Annotated in this window: 12 protein-coding genes; 5 read left to right on the top strand and 7 right to left on the bottom strand. The window is 70.5% G+C overall.

All coding sequences use genetic code 11. The features are described 5' to 3' along the window. Nucleotides 1-365: 365 nt before the first annotated feature. Complete coding sequence (locus BM396_RS19795; RefSeq protein ID WP_043354255.1) at nt 366-626, top strand: hypothetical protein; 261 nt, start codon at nt 366-368, stop codon at nt 624-626. 182 nt (nt 627-808) lie between these two features. On the opposite strand, the gene BM396_RS19790 is transcribed toward BM396_RS19795, so the two are convergent. Next, nucleotides 809-2,077, bottom strand: a complete 1,269-nt coding sequence (locus BM396_RS19790) for a glycosyltransferase (RefSeq protein ID WP_043354256.1) — start codon at nt 2,075-2,077, stop codon at nt 809-811. A 538-nt stretch (nt 2,078-2,615) separates the two neighbouring features. Between BM396_RS19790 and dnaE the strand changes: the two genes are divergently transcribed. Then, complete coding sequence (gene dnaE, locus BM396_RS19785; RefSeq protein WP_043381920.1) at nt 2,616-6,134, top strand: DNA polymerase III subunit alpha; 3,519 nt, start codon at nt 2,616-2,618, stop codon at nt 6,132-6,134. On the opposite strand, the gene BM396_RS19780 is transcribed toward dnaE, so the two are convergent. After that, the gene (locus BM396_RS19780; RefSeq protein ID WP_043349609.1) at nt 6,131-6,754 is read right to left on the bottom strand and encodes a hypothetical protein; all 624 of its coding nucleotides are present in this window, start codon (nt 6,752-6,754) and stop codon (nt 6,131-6,133) included. The two genes, dnaE and BM396_RS19780, sit on opposite strands and share 4 nt — an antisense overlap. A gap of 175 nt (nt 6,755-6,929) precedes the next feature. Here BM396_RS19780 and BM396_RS32865 point away from each other — a divergent pair, with 175 nt between their 5' ends. Then, nucleotides 6,930-7,073: a hypothetical protein gene (locus BM396_RS32865; RefSeq protein ID WP_164706385.1), complete on the top strand. Its 144-nt coding sequence runs from the start codon at nt 6,930-6,932 to the stop codon at nt 7,071-7,073. A gap of 3 nt (nt 7,074-7,076) precedes the next feature. Here BM396_RS32865 and BM396_RS19775 read toward each other — a convergent pair whose 3' ends face one another. Both BM396_RS19775 and BM396_RS19770 read right to left on the bottom strand, forming a co-directional pair. Next, entirely contained in the window at nt 7,077-7,772 is a 696-nt protein-coding gene (locus tag BM396_RS19775) for a gamma-glutamylcyclotransferase (RefSeq protein WP_043381921.1), read from the bottom strand. A 19-nt stretch (nt 7,773-7,791) separates the two neighbouring features. Further along, nucleotides 7,792-8,193 (bottom strand): hypothetical protein, encoded by a 402-nt coding sequence (locus tag BM396_RS19770; RefSeq protein ID WP_043349603.1) that lies wholly within the window; start codon nt 8,191-8,193, stop codon nt 7,792-7,794. 131 nt (nt 8,194-8,324) lie between these two features. Between BM396_RS19770 and recO the strand changes: the two genes are divergently transcribed. Both recO and parC read left to right on the top strand, forming a co-directional pair. Continuing rightward, complete coding sequence (gene recO, locus BM396_RS19765) at nt 8,325-9,044, top strand: DNA repair protein RecO (protein ID WP_043381924.1); 720 nt, start codon at nt 8,325-8,327, stop codon at nt 9,042-9,044. A gap of 248 nt (nt 9,045-9,292) precedes the next feature. Continuing rightward, entirely contained in the window at nt 9,293-11,539 is a 2,247-nt protein-coding gene (gene parC, locus BM396_RS19760; protein WP_043381925.1) for a DNA topoisomerase IV subunit A, read from the top strand. A 525-nt stretch (nt 11,540-12,064) separates the two neighbouring features. Here parC and BM396_RS19755 read toward each other — a convergent pair. The 3 genes from BM396_RS19755 to gltX all read right to left on the bottom strand — a co-directional run bounded on the left by BM396_RS19755 (nt 12,065) and on the right by gltX (nt 15,962). Continuing rightward, on the bottom strand, nt 12,065-12,958 hold the full coding sequence (locus tag BM396_RS19755; RefSeq protein WP_043381928.1) for a DNA-3-methyladenine glycosylase family protein: 894 nt from the start codon (nt 12,956-12,958) through the stop codon (nt 12,065-12,067). Nucleotides 12,959-13,014: 56 nt separating this feature from the next. Further along, entirely contained in the window at nt 13,015-14,304 is a 1,290-nt protein-coding gene (gene gltA / locus BM396_RS19750) for a citrate synthase (protein ID WP_012319002.1), read from the bottom strand. Nucleotides 14,305-14,534: 230 nt separating this feature from the next. Next, entirely contained in the window at nt 14,535-15,962 is a 1,428-nt protein-coding gene (gene gltX, locus BM396_RS19745; protein ID WP_043381930.1) for a glutamate--tRNA ligase, read from the bottom strand. Nucleotides 15,963-16,048: the final 86 nt, after the last annotated feature.

Below are 16,048 nucleotides of genomic sequence, written 5' to 3'. Positions count from 1 at the left end.
GCGACGCGTCCGCACGGACCGTCCCGTGTGTCCGCGGATCGGCGCGCGCGGCGGCGCGCGCATCGACGCGGACGGGCTCGGCTCAAGATCGCTCCCGGTCAAGGCGGCGGCGGACTTCGTGCGCCCGGACGTCACCCCCAACGCGCCATGCGGGCGGTCCTTCAACCCCGCGGTTCGCCCCGCCCGCGCGGTCGGCGAAGCCCATGCCTGGCTTCACGCGTCCATAAATGCACACGATTTTTAATCCGTCCCGTCGCGTGCGGCGAGTCACGTCACGGAAGACACCGGCTCCCTATCTTATCATCACGCTAGATAAAACAGAGCCGAACAACCGGCCTGTACTGCGTGATCTCTGGAGCCCTGCCATGAAGACCCGTATCGCCGCCGCCGTCACTGCTCTTGTTCTTGGTGCCGCTCCGATCTCGTCCGCTCTGGCGGAGAACGGCGCGCGCTGGACCGGCTTCGCTCCCTACGAGGTTGAGACGACCGGCTCCCTCGGCCTCGGTGTCCACGACAATCCCAACTACGTGGGCTGCCCGATGAGCTCGGCCGCCGAAGGCAACGCCGATCAGCAGACCCGGCCGGTGAAGCAGTACGGCCAGACCGCCGGCGGTTACCGCTGCTGATCCGACGCGAGGACAGATGAAGCTGAAGGCTCTCTCCTACGTCATGATCGGTGCCTTCGTGAGCGGCCTGCTCATGACGCTCGTCGGCTCGGCCACGACTCTGCTCGGCCAGTAAGCAGACGGCGCCGCCCCCCCCGGGGCGGCGCCGCTCGCGTTCGGGCCGCCCCGCGCGACCGGTGCGGTCAGGGAGCGACGGAGGGGCCGGAACCGGCCTCGGTCGGCATCAGTCTCTCGACGTAGTCGCAGGCGTCGATGATGGCGTCGGAGCTCCCCGCCATCCGTGCCCGGGCCGCCGCGCAGGCCCGCGCCACGGCGGGATCGGCGAGCAGCCGGCCCAGCACCCGCGCCGCCCGTGCGGGACGGAAGGCGCGGCGGCTCAAGGTGGCGCCGAGATCGCGGTCCTTCAGCCGCCGCCCCTCGTCGAAATGGTCGAAAGCCACGGGCACCACGAGCTGCGGGATCCCCGCGGCCAAAGCCTGCGCCACCGTGCCGACGCCCCCGTGATGGACCAGGGCCGCGCTGCGCGGCAACAGGGCGCTCAGGGGCGCGTAGGGCAGGTGGATGATCCCGGCCGGAAGCGGCTTCGGGATCTGGCCGCCCTGGGGAGCGAGCAGGACGCCGCGCCGGTTCATCCGCCGGCACAGCCGCACCGCGGTGGCAAAGAAGCCGGCCCCCTGGCGCATGGCCGAGCCGTAGGTGAACACGATCGGCGGGTCGCCCGCCGCGAGGAACGCCTCCAGCTCCGGCGGCATGGCCGCCACGTCGCCGAACCGGTCGACCAGCGGGAAGCCGAGCTGCACCGCCTGACCCGGCCAGTCGGCCTGCGGCTCCGCGTACCAGTCGGGGAACATGAGGAGCATGCCGGTCGGGCTGTTCCACCAGTGACGCAGCCGGTAGACCGGATCGAGGCCGAGGCGGGCCCGCAGGGCGTTGAGCGGCGGCAGCGTGAACGGGCCGACCGCCACCTTGTCGACGCCGAGATTCACGTAGGCCCGCAGGGAGGCCGGCAGGACGCGCGGCAGCGGCAGGCCCGGCAGGCGCGGCGGATCGTACCGGCTCTCGATCAGGAACGGCATGACGTGCAGCGTCGCGGTCGGGAGATCGTACAGATCCTGCGCGAGCCGGGCGCCCCAACCCAGCGGCGAGGCGACCACCCGCAGGTCGATCCCCCGGGCGCGGGTCGCACCGAGCCACAGGCAGGCCGGCTCGGCCACCTGCAGGGCGTAATCGAACATCGGGCGGAAGCCCTGCTGCGGGTGCCACAGATCCGGCTGGCGGATCACCGCCTCGTAATCCGCGACCGTACCCAGGGGCTGGAAGGCGAGTCCGGCCCGGCGGGCCATCGCCTCGAAGGGCGCCGGGGCCGCCAGCGAGACGCCGTGACCGCGCTTCAGGAGTTCGTGACCCAGCGCGATGAACGGCAGCACGTCACCGTGCGTGCCGACGGCCACGAGGGCGACGTCGAACCGTTCGACCGTCCGGTGCGCGGGAATGGCTTACTCCTTCGAACCCCCCAAGCGGTGACGAGCTCGTCTCGAAGGCGGGGCATGCCAGCCCGCCCGATCCGCATCAAGACACTTTTTACTGTACCGATAAGCGGGCGCCGGTTTGTGGCCCGAACGCCCTTCCATTGGAACAAAACATGAACATACTAGGACCGGAACACGGGAGGCAGGTCGATGCTGAAGCGGTTGGTCCTGACCGGGATGGTCGAGTTCATGGCGTTCGGGCTGTTGTTCGCGGCGGTCGGCGCCTGGGCGATAGCCTTGGCACCGGTTCGTTAGCCGGATTTTTCCAAGGCGCCCCCGGTTCCTGCGATGGACGGGTTATGCACAGGCGATCCGCCCGGCGCGGCCGATAATCCACAGGCCTGACCGGAACTGGTGCTTCCGGGGCACGACCGGTGGATATCGCCTTTCGTCGGCCCGGCACACGTCGACTTGGAGCCGGCGAGCGGGGATGCTGGCCGACCCCGGAACAAGGTCGGCCATGCCACGCCAGCTCAAGGAGGTCGGATTCGTCCACCTCCACGTCCACTCGTCCTATTCCTTGCTCGAAGGGGCGCTGAAGGTCGGCTCCCTGATCAAGGCCGCGGTCGCCGACCGGCAGCCCGCCCTGGCGCTGACCGACACCAACAACCTGTTCGGGGCGCTCGAATTCTCCGAGAAGGCGGCCGGCGAGGGCGTCCAGCCGATCGCCGGCATTCAGCTCTCGGTGGCGTTCGAGGCCGCTGATCCGCACCAGCGCCAGGCGCCGACGCACCATGGCATCGTGCTCCTGGCCCAGGACGAGGCCGGCTACGCCAACCTGCTGCGGCTGGCGAGCCGCGCCTATTTCGACACGGCGCTCGGCGAAGCGCCGCGCCTGGACGCCGCGGCCCTCGTCGGAGCCTCGGAGGGACTGATCGCCCTCACCGGCGGTCTGTCGGGGCCCCTCGATGCCGCCTTCCGGGCCGGGCGGCCGGAACTGGCCCTCGGCCGCCTGCAGCGGCTCAAGGAGGCATTCGGCGAGGACCGGCTCTACGTCGAGTTGCAGCGCCACGGCCTGCCCGAAGAGGGACGGGTCGAGACCGCACTTCTCGACCTTGCCGGCCGCCACGGCCTCGGGATCGTCGCCACCAACGAGCCCTACTTCGCCAAGCCCGACGATTACGACGCCCACGATGCCCTGCTGGCCATCGCGGAGGGTCGCGTCGTCTCCGACGAGCGCCGCCGCCGGCTGACGCCGAGCCACGCCTTCAAGACCCGCGCCGAGATGGCCGCGCTGTTCCGCGACCTGCCGGACGCGCTCCAGGCCACCGTCGAGATCGCCATGCGCTGCGCCGTGCGGGCGCGGACCCGCAAGCCGATCCTGCCGAATTTCGGCGCCGTGGCGGCGGGCGAGACGCCTCCCATGGCGGAGGCCCTGGCGGAGGCGGCGGACACGGGCGTGCAGGCGGTCTCGGCCGACGAGCCGACCGAGTTGCGCCGGCAGGCCGAGGCCGGGCTGGAGCTGCGCCTGAAGCAGCACGGCACGGCGCCGGGCTTCTCGGAGGAGGATTACCGCAAGCGCCTCGCCTTCGAACTCGACGTCATCGTGTCGATGAAGTTCCCGGGCTACTTCCTGATCGTCTCGGACTTCATCAAGTGGGCCAAGGACCACGACATCCCCGTCGGTCCGGGCCGCGGCTCCGGCGCCGGCTCGCTGGTGGCGTGGTCGCTTCTGATCACCGACCTCGACCCGCTGCGCTTCGGCCTGCTGTTCGAGCGCTTCCTCAACCCCGAGCGCGTCTCGATGCCGGATTTCGACATCGACTTCTGCGTCGAGGGCCGCGAGCGGGTGATCCGCTACGTGCAGCAGCGCTACGGCGAGGGGCAGGTCGGGCAGATCATCACCTTCGGCACCCTGCTCGCCCGCGGCGTGCTGCGCGATGTCGGCCGCGTGCTGGAGATGCCCTACGGGCAGGTCGACAAGCTGACCAAGCTGGTGCCGCAGAACCCGGCCAACCCCGTGACCCTCGCCCAGGCGATCGAGGGCGAGCCGAAGCTCCAGCAGGCCATGGAGGAGGAGCCCATCGTCGGCCGGCTCATCGACATCGCCAAGAAGCTGGAGGGCCTGCACCGGCACGCCTCGACCCACGCGGCCGGCGTGGTGATCGGCGACCGGCCGCTGGAGGAGCTGGTCCCGCTCTACCGCGACCCGAAGACCGGCATGCGGGTGACCCAGTTCAACATGAAGTGGGTCGAGCAGGCCGGGCTGGTGAAGTTCGACTTCCTGGGCCTCAAGACCCTGACCATGCTGCGCTGCTGCACCGATCTCCTGAAGCAGCGCGGCATCGAGATCGACCTCGCGTCGCTGCCGCTCGACGATCCGAACACCTACGGGCCGATGGGCCGGGGCGAGACGGTCGGCGTGTTCCAGGTGGAATCGGCCGGCATGCGCAAGGCGCTCTGCGAGATGCAGGCCGACCGGCTGGAGGACATCATCGCGCTGGTGGCCCTCTACCGCCCGGGCCCGATGGCCAACATCCCGGTCTATTGCGAGCGCAAGCTCGGCCGCGACGCCGGAAACGAGGCGTCCTGGTACCCGGATCCGAAGCTGGAGCCGATGCTGAAGGAGACCTTCGGCATCATCGTCTACCAGGAACAGGTGATGGAGATCGCCAAGGTCCTGGCAGGCTACTCGCTCGGCGAGGCCGACATGCTCCGGCGCGCCATGGGCAAGAAGATCCGCGCCGAGATGGACGCGCAGCGCGACCGGTTCCTGAAGGGCTGCACCGAGCGCGGGCTGAGCAAGGCCAAGGCCAACGAGATCTTCGACCTTCTGGCGAAGTTCGCCGATTACGGCTTCAACAAGAGCCACGCGGCGGCCTACGCGCTGCTGACCTACCAGACCGCCTATCTCAAGGCGAACTTCCCGGTCGAGTTCCTGGCCGCCGCCATGACCCTCGACATCGACAACACCGACAAGCTCGCCGAATTCCGCCAGGACGCCCAGCGCCTGAAGATCACGGTGGAGCCGCCCTCGATCAACACCTCCGGCGAGGTGTTCGAGGTGCGCGACGGCAAGATCTTCTACGCGCTCGCCGCCATCAAGGGCGTCGGCCGGGAGGCGGTGCGGGCGCTGGTGGAGGCCCGCGGCGACCGGCCGTTCAAGGACCTGGCCTGCCTCGCCCGCCGCCTCAACCCGCGGCAGATCAACAAGCGCACCCTGGAGAGCCTCGTCCAGGCCGGGGCACTCGACTGCATCGAGCCCGACCGGGCGCGCGCCTTCGCGGCGGTGGAGCCGATGATGAAGCTCGCCGCCAGCGCGGCGGAGGCGGAATCGACCGGCGTCACCGACATGTTCGGCGGCGTGGTGGCGGACGACGTGTCCCTGCGGATCCCCCCGCACGAGATCTGGCCGATGGCCGACACGTTGAAGCGGGAATACGCGGCGATCGGGTTCTTCATCTCCGGTCATCCGCTGGATGAGTACGGCGACCTGCTCGACAAGCTGCGGGTGCAGAGCTGGACCGATTTCTGCCGCGCGGTGCGGGCTGGGACCTCCAGCGTCGGCCGGGTGGCGGCCTCCGTGCTCGACCGGGCGGAGCGGCGCACCAAGACCGGCAACAAGATGGGCATCGTCACCCTCTCGGACCGGACCGCGCATTTCGAGGCGATCATCTTCTCCGAGGGGCTCGGCCAGTACCGCGACATCCTGGAGCCGGGCCGCCCGCTGGTGCTGCAGCTCCAGGCGAATTTGGAGGGCGAGGATGTCCGCGCCCGGATCCTCACCGCGGAGCCCCTCGACCAGGCGGTGGCCCGCCACCAGAAGGGGATCCGCATCCACCTGAGCGACCCGCGCGGCATCGCCCCCGTGCAGCAGCGCCTGTCGATGCGCGGCGAGAGCGAGGTGTCGCTGATCCTCAAGCTCGATGGCGGCAGCCGCGAGGTGGAGATCCGGCTGCCCGGCAAATTCCAGGCGACGCCGACGCTCGCCGGCCAGCTCCGGACCGTGCCGGGGGTGGTGCAGGTGGAGGTGAGCTAGAACGGGGCCGCCAGGCAGCCGGTGAGGGCGCCCTTCAGCGCGGCGGCGTCGCTCTCCGCCACCGTGAACACCGCCGTCAGGGCCGGATCGCCGGAGCGCGGGCTCGCCTGCGTCCAGGTGAGCTTGGTGCCGGGCTGGGTGAGCGCCACGGCGAGGCCGCGCAGCGGATCCTCGCCGCGGCGGGCGCCCGTCACCGTCAGGGTGAAGCCCGAATCCGCCCCGGTCGCCGCGCCCTGCACGGGCATCCGCATGGAGCGCACGCTGCCGGCACTGGAGACGAGGATGCCGGTGAGCGGCGTCGCGCTGCCGGAGCCTTCGAGCCCGGCGAAGTCGAAGCGCGGCGCCAGCTCGGCGAAGCGCGGCACCGTCAGCGCCGCCGACAGGCCGGTCCCGCCCGGATCACAGGCGAGGTAAAGGGTCGCCGGACGCTGATCCGTCCCCAGGTCGGCAGTGCCGGTGAGGTTCGCGCCGCCACCGGGCGCCCGGGTGCCGCCGGCGAGCAGCGGCGTCCGCCCGGTGAGGATGTCGGACAGCCTGTCGCCGCGGCTCAGCGGCCCCGCCAGGAGAGCCACAGCGGCGATGCCGACGACCGCCAGAGCTACGCCGATCCGGAGCCGCATCTCATCCTCCACCTGTGGACTTCCCGGGCCGGCGGCATAGACGATCGCGGCCGGCCCGCAACCCTTCCTTCACCACGTCCGCAGGAACCGGGCCGCGATCCCGTCCGTGTGCACCGCAGCAACTCCTTAAAAAGCGATCGATCCTATGCACCGGCGCTCAAGCTTGAGCGTCGCCATGCGCACGAAGATCCTGCTCGCCCTCACCCTGCTGGTCTACGTCACCACCGGCCGCGCCCCCGGGATCCGGGAGCCGCGCAACCCGGATGCCGAGCATGCGGGCGGACGTGTCGCCGTGGTGATGAAGCGGGCCTGGACCTGAACCTCACGCCCCCGGAGCGCAGACCCTCAGCCGCGCGGCCACGAGGGCCTGGAGATTCCAGAGATGGCGGTCGCGGATGCCGAGGCGCTCGCAGGCGTCCACGGTCCGGAACAGGTATTCGGCGCTCGGTCCCTTGTGCCCGCAGGCGGCGGCGATCTTTTCCGCGATTTCGGCGTCCGAGAGGCGGCCGGCGTAGCGGTCGCTGGCGCGGTTGGCCAGGAAGGTCAGCGCCGACACGGTTCCGGTCTCGGTGGCGACCGGCAGCCAGCGGGCGACGTAGCCCCGGCCCCGCATCTCCCGGCGCCAGACCGGCATCAGCGCCTCGCGGATCTCCATCCCGGGCAGGCGGAACACGACGCCCCGGCAGAGGCCGCCGCGGTCCAGCGCCAGGACGAAGCCCGGCCGCTCCGGCGTGCCGCGGAACCGGCGCTGCAGCAGGCAGAACCGGCGGTGGAAGCCGCGCACCGTCCCGATCCGGCGCTCGGCGACCTCGAATTCCGGATTCCACATCAGCGAGCCGTAGGCGAAGACCCAGAGATCGCAGCCCTCGCGCCCGGCGACGATCGCCTCCAGGCCCGGGCGCAACTCCGAATCCGACAGCACGTCGAGGGCGCTCGGGTCGTCGGGGACCGGGACGGAATGCGCGCGGGCGATCAGGTCGAGGCTGAGGTCGAGGGTGCGGGCGGGCGCGCAGGGCATGGCCCTCAACGCAGCGGCCTCACGGCTTGTTGCCCAGCGCGTCGAGTTCGGGGAAGGGCCGGGTGCGGTGGCCGGTGCAGACCTCGTCGTCGTCGAGCACCGTGAGTCGGTCGGCCTCGTAGAGCAACGTCACCTTCGGGCGCTCGGGCTTGCCGAAGGTCCGGCCGTACATCCGGCCCGACACGCAGTAGATCACTCGGCCGCCCTCCGCGATCGGCCCGGCGATCCGGCTGCCCTCGAACCGCACCGGCAGCAGCGAGACCGAACCGAAGGCGACCTGCTTGAGCGCCAGGGCGGCGATCCGCTGGAGGAGGGCCGGGGAGGGCACGTCCTCGGCCGCGGGCTTCGGTTTGCGCGGCCCGGCCTGCGCGCCGGCGGAGGCGAGGGCGAAGATGATGGCAAGAGCGGCGCGGGGCGGCATCGGCCCTCGCTAACCGGCCAAGGCTGCCTGAGGCTGGACAGCGCCGAAGGCTGCGGGTCCCTATATGAGGAGAACGAGCGGCACGCGCCCGTCGCGCGCCGCGCCCCTTTCACCTCACGACGCGACGTTCGATGCAATGGACCGACGACGCCCTGGTGCTCGGCCTGCGCCGGCACGGGGAGACCGGCGTCATCCTGGAGGCGATGACCGAGGCCCATGGACGCCATCTCGGCCTCGTCCATGGCGGACGCTCGCGGCGGATGCAGCCGGTGCTCCAGCCCGGCAACCGGGTCCGGCTGACCTGGCGGGCGCGCCTCGACGAGGGCCTCGGCGCCTACGCGGTGGAGCCCCTCGAGACGCAGGTCTCCCGGCTGATCGGATCGAGCCTGGCCCTATACGGCATCGGACACCTCGCGGCGCTGCTGCGGCTCCTCCCCGAGCGCGACCCGCATCCGGCGCTCTACGCGGCGGCGGGGATCCTCGTCGAGCACCTCGACGACCCCGCCATCGCGCCGCCCCTGATGGTGCGGTTCGAGTTGGCCATCCTGTCGGAGCTCGGTTTCGGCCTGGACCTGACAGCCTGCGCCGCCACCGGCGGCAACGACGCCCTCGCCTACGTCTCGCCGAAGAGCGGCCGGGCGGTCAGCGCCTCGGCGGGCGAGCCCTATCGGGACCGTCTTCTCGCGCTTCCAACCTTCCTGCTCGCCGGCGGATCCCCGGGTCCGGACGGCGTTGCCCAAGGGTTTACCTTGACGGGGTACTTCCTCGACCGGCACGTCTGGGGCCCTCGGGGCCTCGCGCCGTCCGAGGAGCGGGCGCGATTCGTTGCGCTCGGCCGAGAGGCCGGGTAATGTTCGCGCTATGTTCTAATCGCGCCCGGGTCTGAGCGCGGCTCTACCCGGGCTGTGTCATCCCGTCGTTTCGGGGCCGCGAAGCGGAGCCCGGAATCCAGAATCGCTCGACCCGCAAGGTTCGTCCGCCTCCTCGGACAGGGTCGGTGGTTCTGGATTCCGGGCTCGCCTTCGGTGCCCCGGACTGACGAACCATCCGGAAAGGCGGCGCTGCCGGTCGGCGGCCCCGCCCTGAGACAGGAGCCGTCATGGGCCAGCCCTTCGAGCCGCCGTCCGGCGACGGGATCGAGAGCGTCGAGCTGAAATCCGCGCTGGAAGAGCGCTACCTCGCCTATGCGCTGTCCACGATCATGCACCGGGCGCTGCCGGATGCCCGCGACGGGCTGAAGCCCGTGCATCGGCGCATCCTCTACGGGATGCGGCTGCTGCGCCTCGACCCCAACACCGCGCACAAGAAATGCGCCAAGATCGTCGGCGACGTGATGGGTGACTTCCACCCGCACGGCGACCAGGCGATCTACGACGCCCTGGTGCGGCTTTCCCAGGACTTCGCCCAGCGCTACCCGCTGGTCGACGGGCAGGGCAATTTCGGCAACATCGATGGCGACGGTCCGGCCGCCTACCGCTACACCGAGGCGCGGCTCACCGAGGTCGCCCGCCTCCTGCTCGACGGGATCGACGAGGACACCGTCGATTTCCGGCCGTCCTACAACGGCGAGAAGGAGGAGCCGATCGTCCTGCCGGCGGCCTTCCCGAACCTGCTCGCCAACGGCAGCCAGGGCATCGCGGTCGGCATGGCGACCTCGATCCCGCCGCACAACGCCGCCGAGCTGTGCGACGCGGCGCTCTACCTGATCAACCATCCCGAGGCGACGTCCGGGCAGCTCGCGAAGTTCGTGCAGGGGCCGGACTTCCCGACCGGCGGCATCCTGGTGGATTCGGCCGAGTCGATCGCCGAGGCCTACCGCACCGGCCGCGGTGCCTTCCGGGTCCGCGCCCGCTGGACCAAGGAGGATCTCGGCCGCGGCACCTGGAACATCGTCGTCACCGAGATCCCCTACGGCATCCCGAAGGGCCGGCTGATCGAGAAGATGGCCGAGCTGCTGCAGGAGAAGAAGCTGCCGCTGCTCGCCGACGTGCGCGATGAATCCGCCGAGGACGTGCGTGTCGTGCTGGAGCCGCGCTCGCGCACGGTGGATCCGGTGATCCTGATGGAATCGCTGTTCCGGCTCACCGAGCTGGAGGCGCGGATCCCGCTCAACCTCAACGTCCTGGTCGGCGGCCTCGTGCCGAAGGTGATCGGGCTCGCCGAGTGCCTGCGGGAATGGGTCGACCACCGCCGCGTCGTCCTGCAGCGCCGCTCGCGCTACCGCCTCGGCCAGATCGACCGCCGCCTGGAGATCCTGGGCGGGTTGCTCATCGTCTATCTCGACCTCGACGAGGTGATCCGCATCATCCGCGAGGAGGACGAGCCGAAGGCCGCCCTGATGGCCCGTTTCGAGCTGACCGAGATCCAGGCCAACGCCATCCTCGACACCCGCCTGCGCAGCTTGCGCAAGCTGGAGGAGATGGAGTTGAAGCGCGAGTTCGACGCGCTCACCGCCGAGAAGGCCGAGATCGACGCCCTGCTCGCCTCCGAGCCGGCGCAGTGGAAGACGATCCAGGCGCAGATCCGCGCCGTGAAGAAGACCTTCGGGCCCGAGACCAAGCTCGGCAAGCGCCGCACGACGCTGGCGAGCCCCCCGGATGTCGGCGGCATCGACTTCACCGCGGCCCTGGTCGAGCGCGAGCCGATCACCGTGATCGTCTCCACCAAGGGCTGGATCCGGGCGCTCAAAGGCCACGTCGCCGACCTCTCGGGCGTTGCGTTCAAGGGCGACGACACCCTGAAGATCGCCTTCCCCACCGAGACCACCCAGAAGATCCTGCTGCTCGCCACGAACGGCAAGGTGTTCACGCTGGAAGCCTCGAAGCTACCGGGCGGGCGCGGCTTCGGCGACCCGGTGCGGCTGATGGCCGACCTCGACGACGGCACCGAGATCGTGGCGGCGCTGCCCTACCGGCCCGAGACCAAGCTGCTGATCGCGGGCTCGGACGGGCGCGGCTTCGTGGCGCCCGCCGACGCGCTGGTGGCCAACACCCGCAAGGGCAAGAACGTTCTGGGCCTCGACGGCGACGCCACCGCGGCGGTGCTGGTGCCGGCCGAGGGCGACCACGTCGCGGTGGTCAATACGGAAAAACTGCTGCTGATCTTCCCGATCTCCGAGGTGGCCGAACTCGCCCGCGGCAAGGGCGTGCGCCTCCAGCGCTGCCGCAGCGGCGGGCTGCTCGACGCGCACGTGTTCAAGCTGGCGGACGGCCTGCCCTGGCAGGACGGCTCACCGGAGGGCCGGCTCGCCAACGCGTCGGTGCTGGAGAAGTGGCTCGGCCACCGCGCCGAGGTCGGGCTGATGATGGCGCGCAGCTTCCCGAAATTCGAGCGGTTCGGGCGCTGAAGCAGGGCCGACTGAAAGAGGACGGCCATACGCACGTCCGTTCATGTAGGCGCGACAGGCTCCCTCTCCCGTTCGGGAGAGGGTTGGGGTGAGGGTCGAGAAGGATCAGAATAGAGCCCGCCATCGACGCGCGTTTGGGTCGCGCCTCTTCCGGATCGTTCTCATCCCTGTCCCTCTCCCGCTCGGGAGAGGGGACCCGCGCCTCGTTCGGAGACGGTCTCAGCGCGAACGCTGATCGAGCCAAGGCGCGCCAAGGGCCACCACGCCGCCGATCGGAACCGCCAGAAGAAAGAGCTGGGCTGTCGTCACGGGCAAAGGGTCCGTGGTGCGTGCCACCCGCCCCCTGTAGGGCGCCATCCATGGCCCCACAACGACCATGGGGGCACCGGGTCGACCAGCCCCTCCGTCATCGCGAGCACAGCGAAGTGACTCAGGGCCAGCGGCATACTTTAGCGTGGTGCCGACTGGATTGCTTCGCTCCGCTCGCAAGGACGGCGGCGCCGAAGCGACGGGTTAGCACCCCTATCACCGCGCCTTCACAGCCGCCTCGTCCGCCGCCCAGAGGTGCTGCGCCGCGTAGGCCCGGAACGGGCGCCACGCCTCGGCCCGGGCCAGGAGCGCCGCCGGGCTTGGACGCCCAGTGCGGCTCTCCAGCGCCCGCAGCAGGCCGACATCGCCCACCGGCAGGGCGTCGGGCAGCTTGAGCGCCCGCATGGCGATGTACTGCGCCGTCCAGGGACCGATCCCGCGGATCGCCGTGAAGCGGAGCACCGCGGCCTCCAGAGACTCCGCCGGGGCGAACAGGTCCGGATCGGCCAAAGCCGCCGCGGCCAGCGCTCGGATCGCCGCGCCGCGGGCCCGCGGCATGTTGAGCGCCAGGGCGATATCCGCCTCGGCCAGATCCGCCGGCGTGGGAAAGACGTGGGTCAGCCCGCCCATCGGCTCCGCGAGGGGCGTCCCGAACGCCGCCACCAGCTTGCCTGCGAGCCCGATCGCGGCCGCCACAGAGACCTGCTGACCGAGGATCGCTCGGCAGCCGGTCTCGAACGGGTCCCAGGCCCCGGGGAGGCGCAACCCCGGCCGCGCGGCGACGAGCGGGGCCAGGACCGGATCGCCGACAAGGCAGGCCGCGATGGCGCCGGGATCGGCGTCGCAGTCGAAGAGGCGGCGCAGGCGCCCCGCGACCGCCTCGGCGTGCCCGGCCTCGACACCGCGCAGCGCGACGTGCAGGCAATCCGCGCCGGGCGCCACCGTCAGGAGCCCGTGCCGCCCCGCGATGCTGATCGTGCGGGCGTAGGCCGCCGCGGGATCGGCCGCCTCGACGCCCGGGATCGCCCGCTTGGCGAGGAACGCGCGGATCGCCGCCCAGTCGTAGGGCGGCCGGACGGGCAGGCGACGTTCGATCGCCCCCGCAAACACGAAGGGCGGCCTCTCGGCCGCCCCGTCTCTCGCGTCACAGGACAGGTGGTCCTGCCTCAGCCGCGCTGGTCGACCGGCACGTAGTCGCGCTGGGTCGGACCGACGTAGAGCTGGCGGGGACGGCCGATCTTCTGCGACGGATCCTCGATCATCTCGGCCCACTGGGCGATCCAGCCGACCGTGCGGGCCACGGCGAACAGCACCGTGAACATGTCGGTCGGGAAGCCCATCGCCTTGAGGGTGATGCCCGAATAGAAATCGATGTTCGGGTAGAGCTTCTTCTCGATGAAGTACTCGTCCTTGAGGGCGATCTGCTCCAACTCCATGGCGACGTGGAGCAGCGGATCGTCGGTCTTGCCGAGCTCCTTCAGCACCTGATGGGTGGTGCTCTGCATGATCCGGGCGCGCGGGTCGTAGTTCTTGTAGACCCGGTGGCCGAAGCCCATCAGGCGGAACGGGTCGTTCTTGTCCTTGGCCTTGGCGACGTACTTGCCGACGTTCTCCGGGGTGCCGATCTCCATCAGCATCTTGAGCGCCGCCTCGTTGGCGCCGCCATGGGCCGGGCCCCACAGGCAGGCGATGCCGGCCGCGATGCAGGCGAAGGGGTTGGCGCCCGAGGAGCCGGCGAGCCGCACCGTCGAGGTCGAAGCGTTCTGCTCGTGGTCGGCGTGCAGGATGAAGATCTTGTCGAGCGCCCGGGCGAAGACCGGGTTCACCTCGTACTCCTCGCACGGCACCGCGTAGCACATGCGCAGGAAGTTCGAGGTATAGTCGAGGTCGTTCTTCGGGTACACGAACGGCTGGCCGATCGAGTACTTGTAGGCCATCGCGGCGAGCGTCGGCATCTTGGCGATCATGCGGATCGACGCGATCAGCCGCTGGCTCTCGTCCGTGATGTCGGTCGAGTCGTGGTAGAAGGCCGAGAGGGCGCCCACCGAGGCGACCATCACGGCCATCGGGTGCGCGTCGCGGCGGAAGCCGGTGAAGAACCGGTTCATCTGGTCGTGCACCATGGTGTGGCGCGTGACCCGATACTCGAAATCGGCCCGCTGGGCGGCGGTCGGCAGGGCGCCGAACAGCATCAGGTAGCAGGTCTCGAGGAAGTCGCCCTTCTCGGCGAGCTGCTCGATCGGGTAGCCGCGATAGAGCAGTACGCCCTCGTCGCCGTCGATATAGGTGATCTTCGATTCGCAGGACGCCGTCGAGGTGAAGCCCGGGTCGAAGGTGAAGGCGCCGGTCTGGGCGTAGAGTTTGCCGATATCGATCACGTCCGGCCCGATCGTGCCGGATTTCACCGGCAGCTCGATCGACTTGCCGTCCACGGTGATGGTGCTGGGTGCGCTCATGGATCGTGGACCCTTCTCTGGCGACGTGGCGGATGCCGGGCTCGGGCTGCCCGAGTCGGTCCCGGGGGCCTGAGCACACGCATTATGCTGCGGGTGCTCACAGGCATGGGTTACCCAAACGGCACTGCAGCAGCAACGGGGTCGGTGACAACCCGACCCCGACGCCAAGCAAATTCCACCAAGCGCAATTCGAGCCGGGGCCGGCAGTTCCCCGGCTACGCCCGGTGGCTTCAGACCTGCGGCACCTGATCGCCCAGGCGGGCGAGGGTTTCCTCCCGGCCGAGCACCGCCATCACGTCGAACAGGGGCGGGGAGGTGGTGCGGCCGGTCAGCGCCGCGCGCAGGGGCTGGGCCACCTGTCCGAGCTTGCAGCCGGCGTCCTCCGCGTACTGGCGGACAGCCCCCTCGGTCGAGGCCGCATTCCAGTCCGGCAGCGCCTCGAGCACCGGCCGCACCCCGGCGAGGCGGGCGCGGCCCTCGTCGGAGAGGAGGGCGCGGGCCTTGTCGTCCAGCGCCAGCGGCCGCTGGGCGTAGAGGTAATAGGCGCTGTCGAGGAGCTCGATCAGCGTCTTGGCCCGCTCCTTCAGGCCCGGCATGGCCTGGGTGAGCTTGTCCTTGAGGTCGGGCTGCAGCGGCGCCGACAGGCCGCGTCCGGGACCGACATTGGGCAGGATCGTCTCGATCGCCGCGACGAGATCGGCATCGGTGCTGGTGCGGATGTAGAGGCCGTTGAGGTTGGCGAGCTTGGCGAAGTCGAACCGCGCCGCGGAGCGCCCCACCGCGCCGAGGTCGAAGGCCGCGACCATCTCCTCGGTGGAGAAGACCTCCTGGTCGCCGTGGCTCCAGCCGAGCCGCACGAGGTAGTTGCGCAGGGCCGCCGGCAGGTAGCCGAGATCGCGATAGGCCTCGACGCCGAGCGCCCCGTGGCGCTTCGAGAGCTTGGCTCCGTCCGCCCCGTGGATCAGCGGGATATGGGCCATCCGGGGAATGTCCCAGCCCAAGGCGGAAAAGATCTGGCTCTGGCGCGCCGCGTTGGTGAGGTGGTCGTCGCCGCGGATGATCTGCGTGACGCCCATGTCGTGGTCGTCGACCACCACGGCCAGCATGTAGGTCGGCGTCCCGTCCGAACGCAGCAGGACGAGGTCGTCGAGGTCCTTGTTGGCCCAGGTCACGCGGCCCTGGACGGCGTCCTCGACGACGGTCTCGCCCTCGGTCGGCGCGCGCAGGCGGATCACCGGCTTGACCCCCGCGGGGGCCTCGGACGGGTCGCGGTCGCGCCAGCGGCCGTCGTAGCGGGGGGCACGGCCCTCGGCCCGGGCGGTCTCCCGCATCGAGGTCAGCTCCTCGGCGGTGGCATAGCAATGGTAGGCACGGCCGGCCGCCAGCAGCTCCTCGGCCACGGCCCGGTGGCGCTCGGCCCGGGCGAACTGGAACACCACGTCCCCGTCCCAGTCGAGGCCGAGCCAGGACAGGCCGTCGAGGATCGCGTCGATCGCGCCCTTGGTGGAGCGCTCCCGGTCGGTATCCTCGATGCGCAGCAGCATCTTGCCGCCGGTGTGGCGGGCGTAGAGCCAGTTGAACAACGCCGTGCGGGCCCCGCCGATATGCAGGTAGCCGGTGGGCGAGGGGGCGAAGCGCGTGACGACGGCTGAGGACATCGGTCCGGTATGTTCCGGGGCTGGTCGCGGACGGAGCGCGACGGACGGCGAAGGGGCGGCGGAGCGGCGAGGGGCTCGACAGGGCG

Origin of the sequence: Methylobacterium sp. UNCCL125, assembly GCF_900116795.1 — a bacterium.
Classification (GTDB): Bacteria; Pseudomonadota; Alphaproteobacteria; order Rhizobiales; family Beijerinckiaceae; genus Methylobacterium; species Methylobacterium fujisawaense.
The sequence above is the reverse complement of the archived record's forward strand: the minus strand, read 5'-3'. Positions and strand labels throughout refer to the sequence as shown.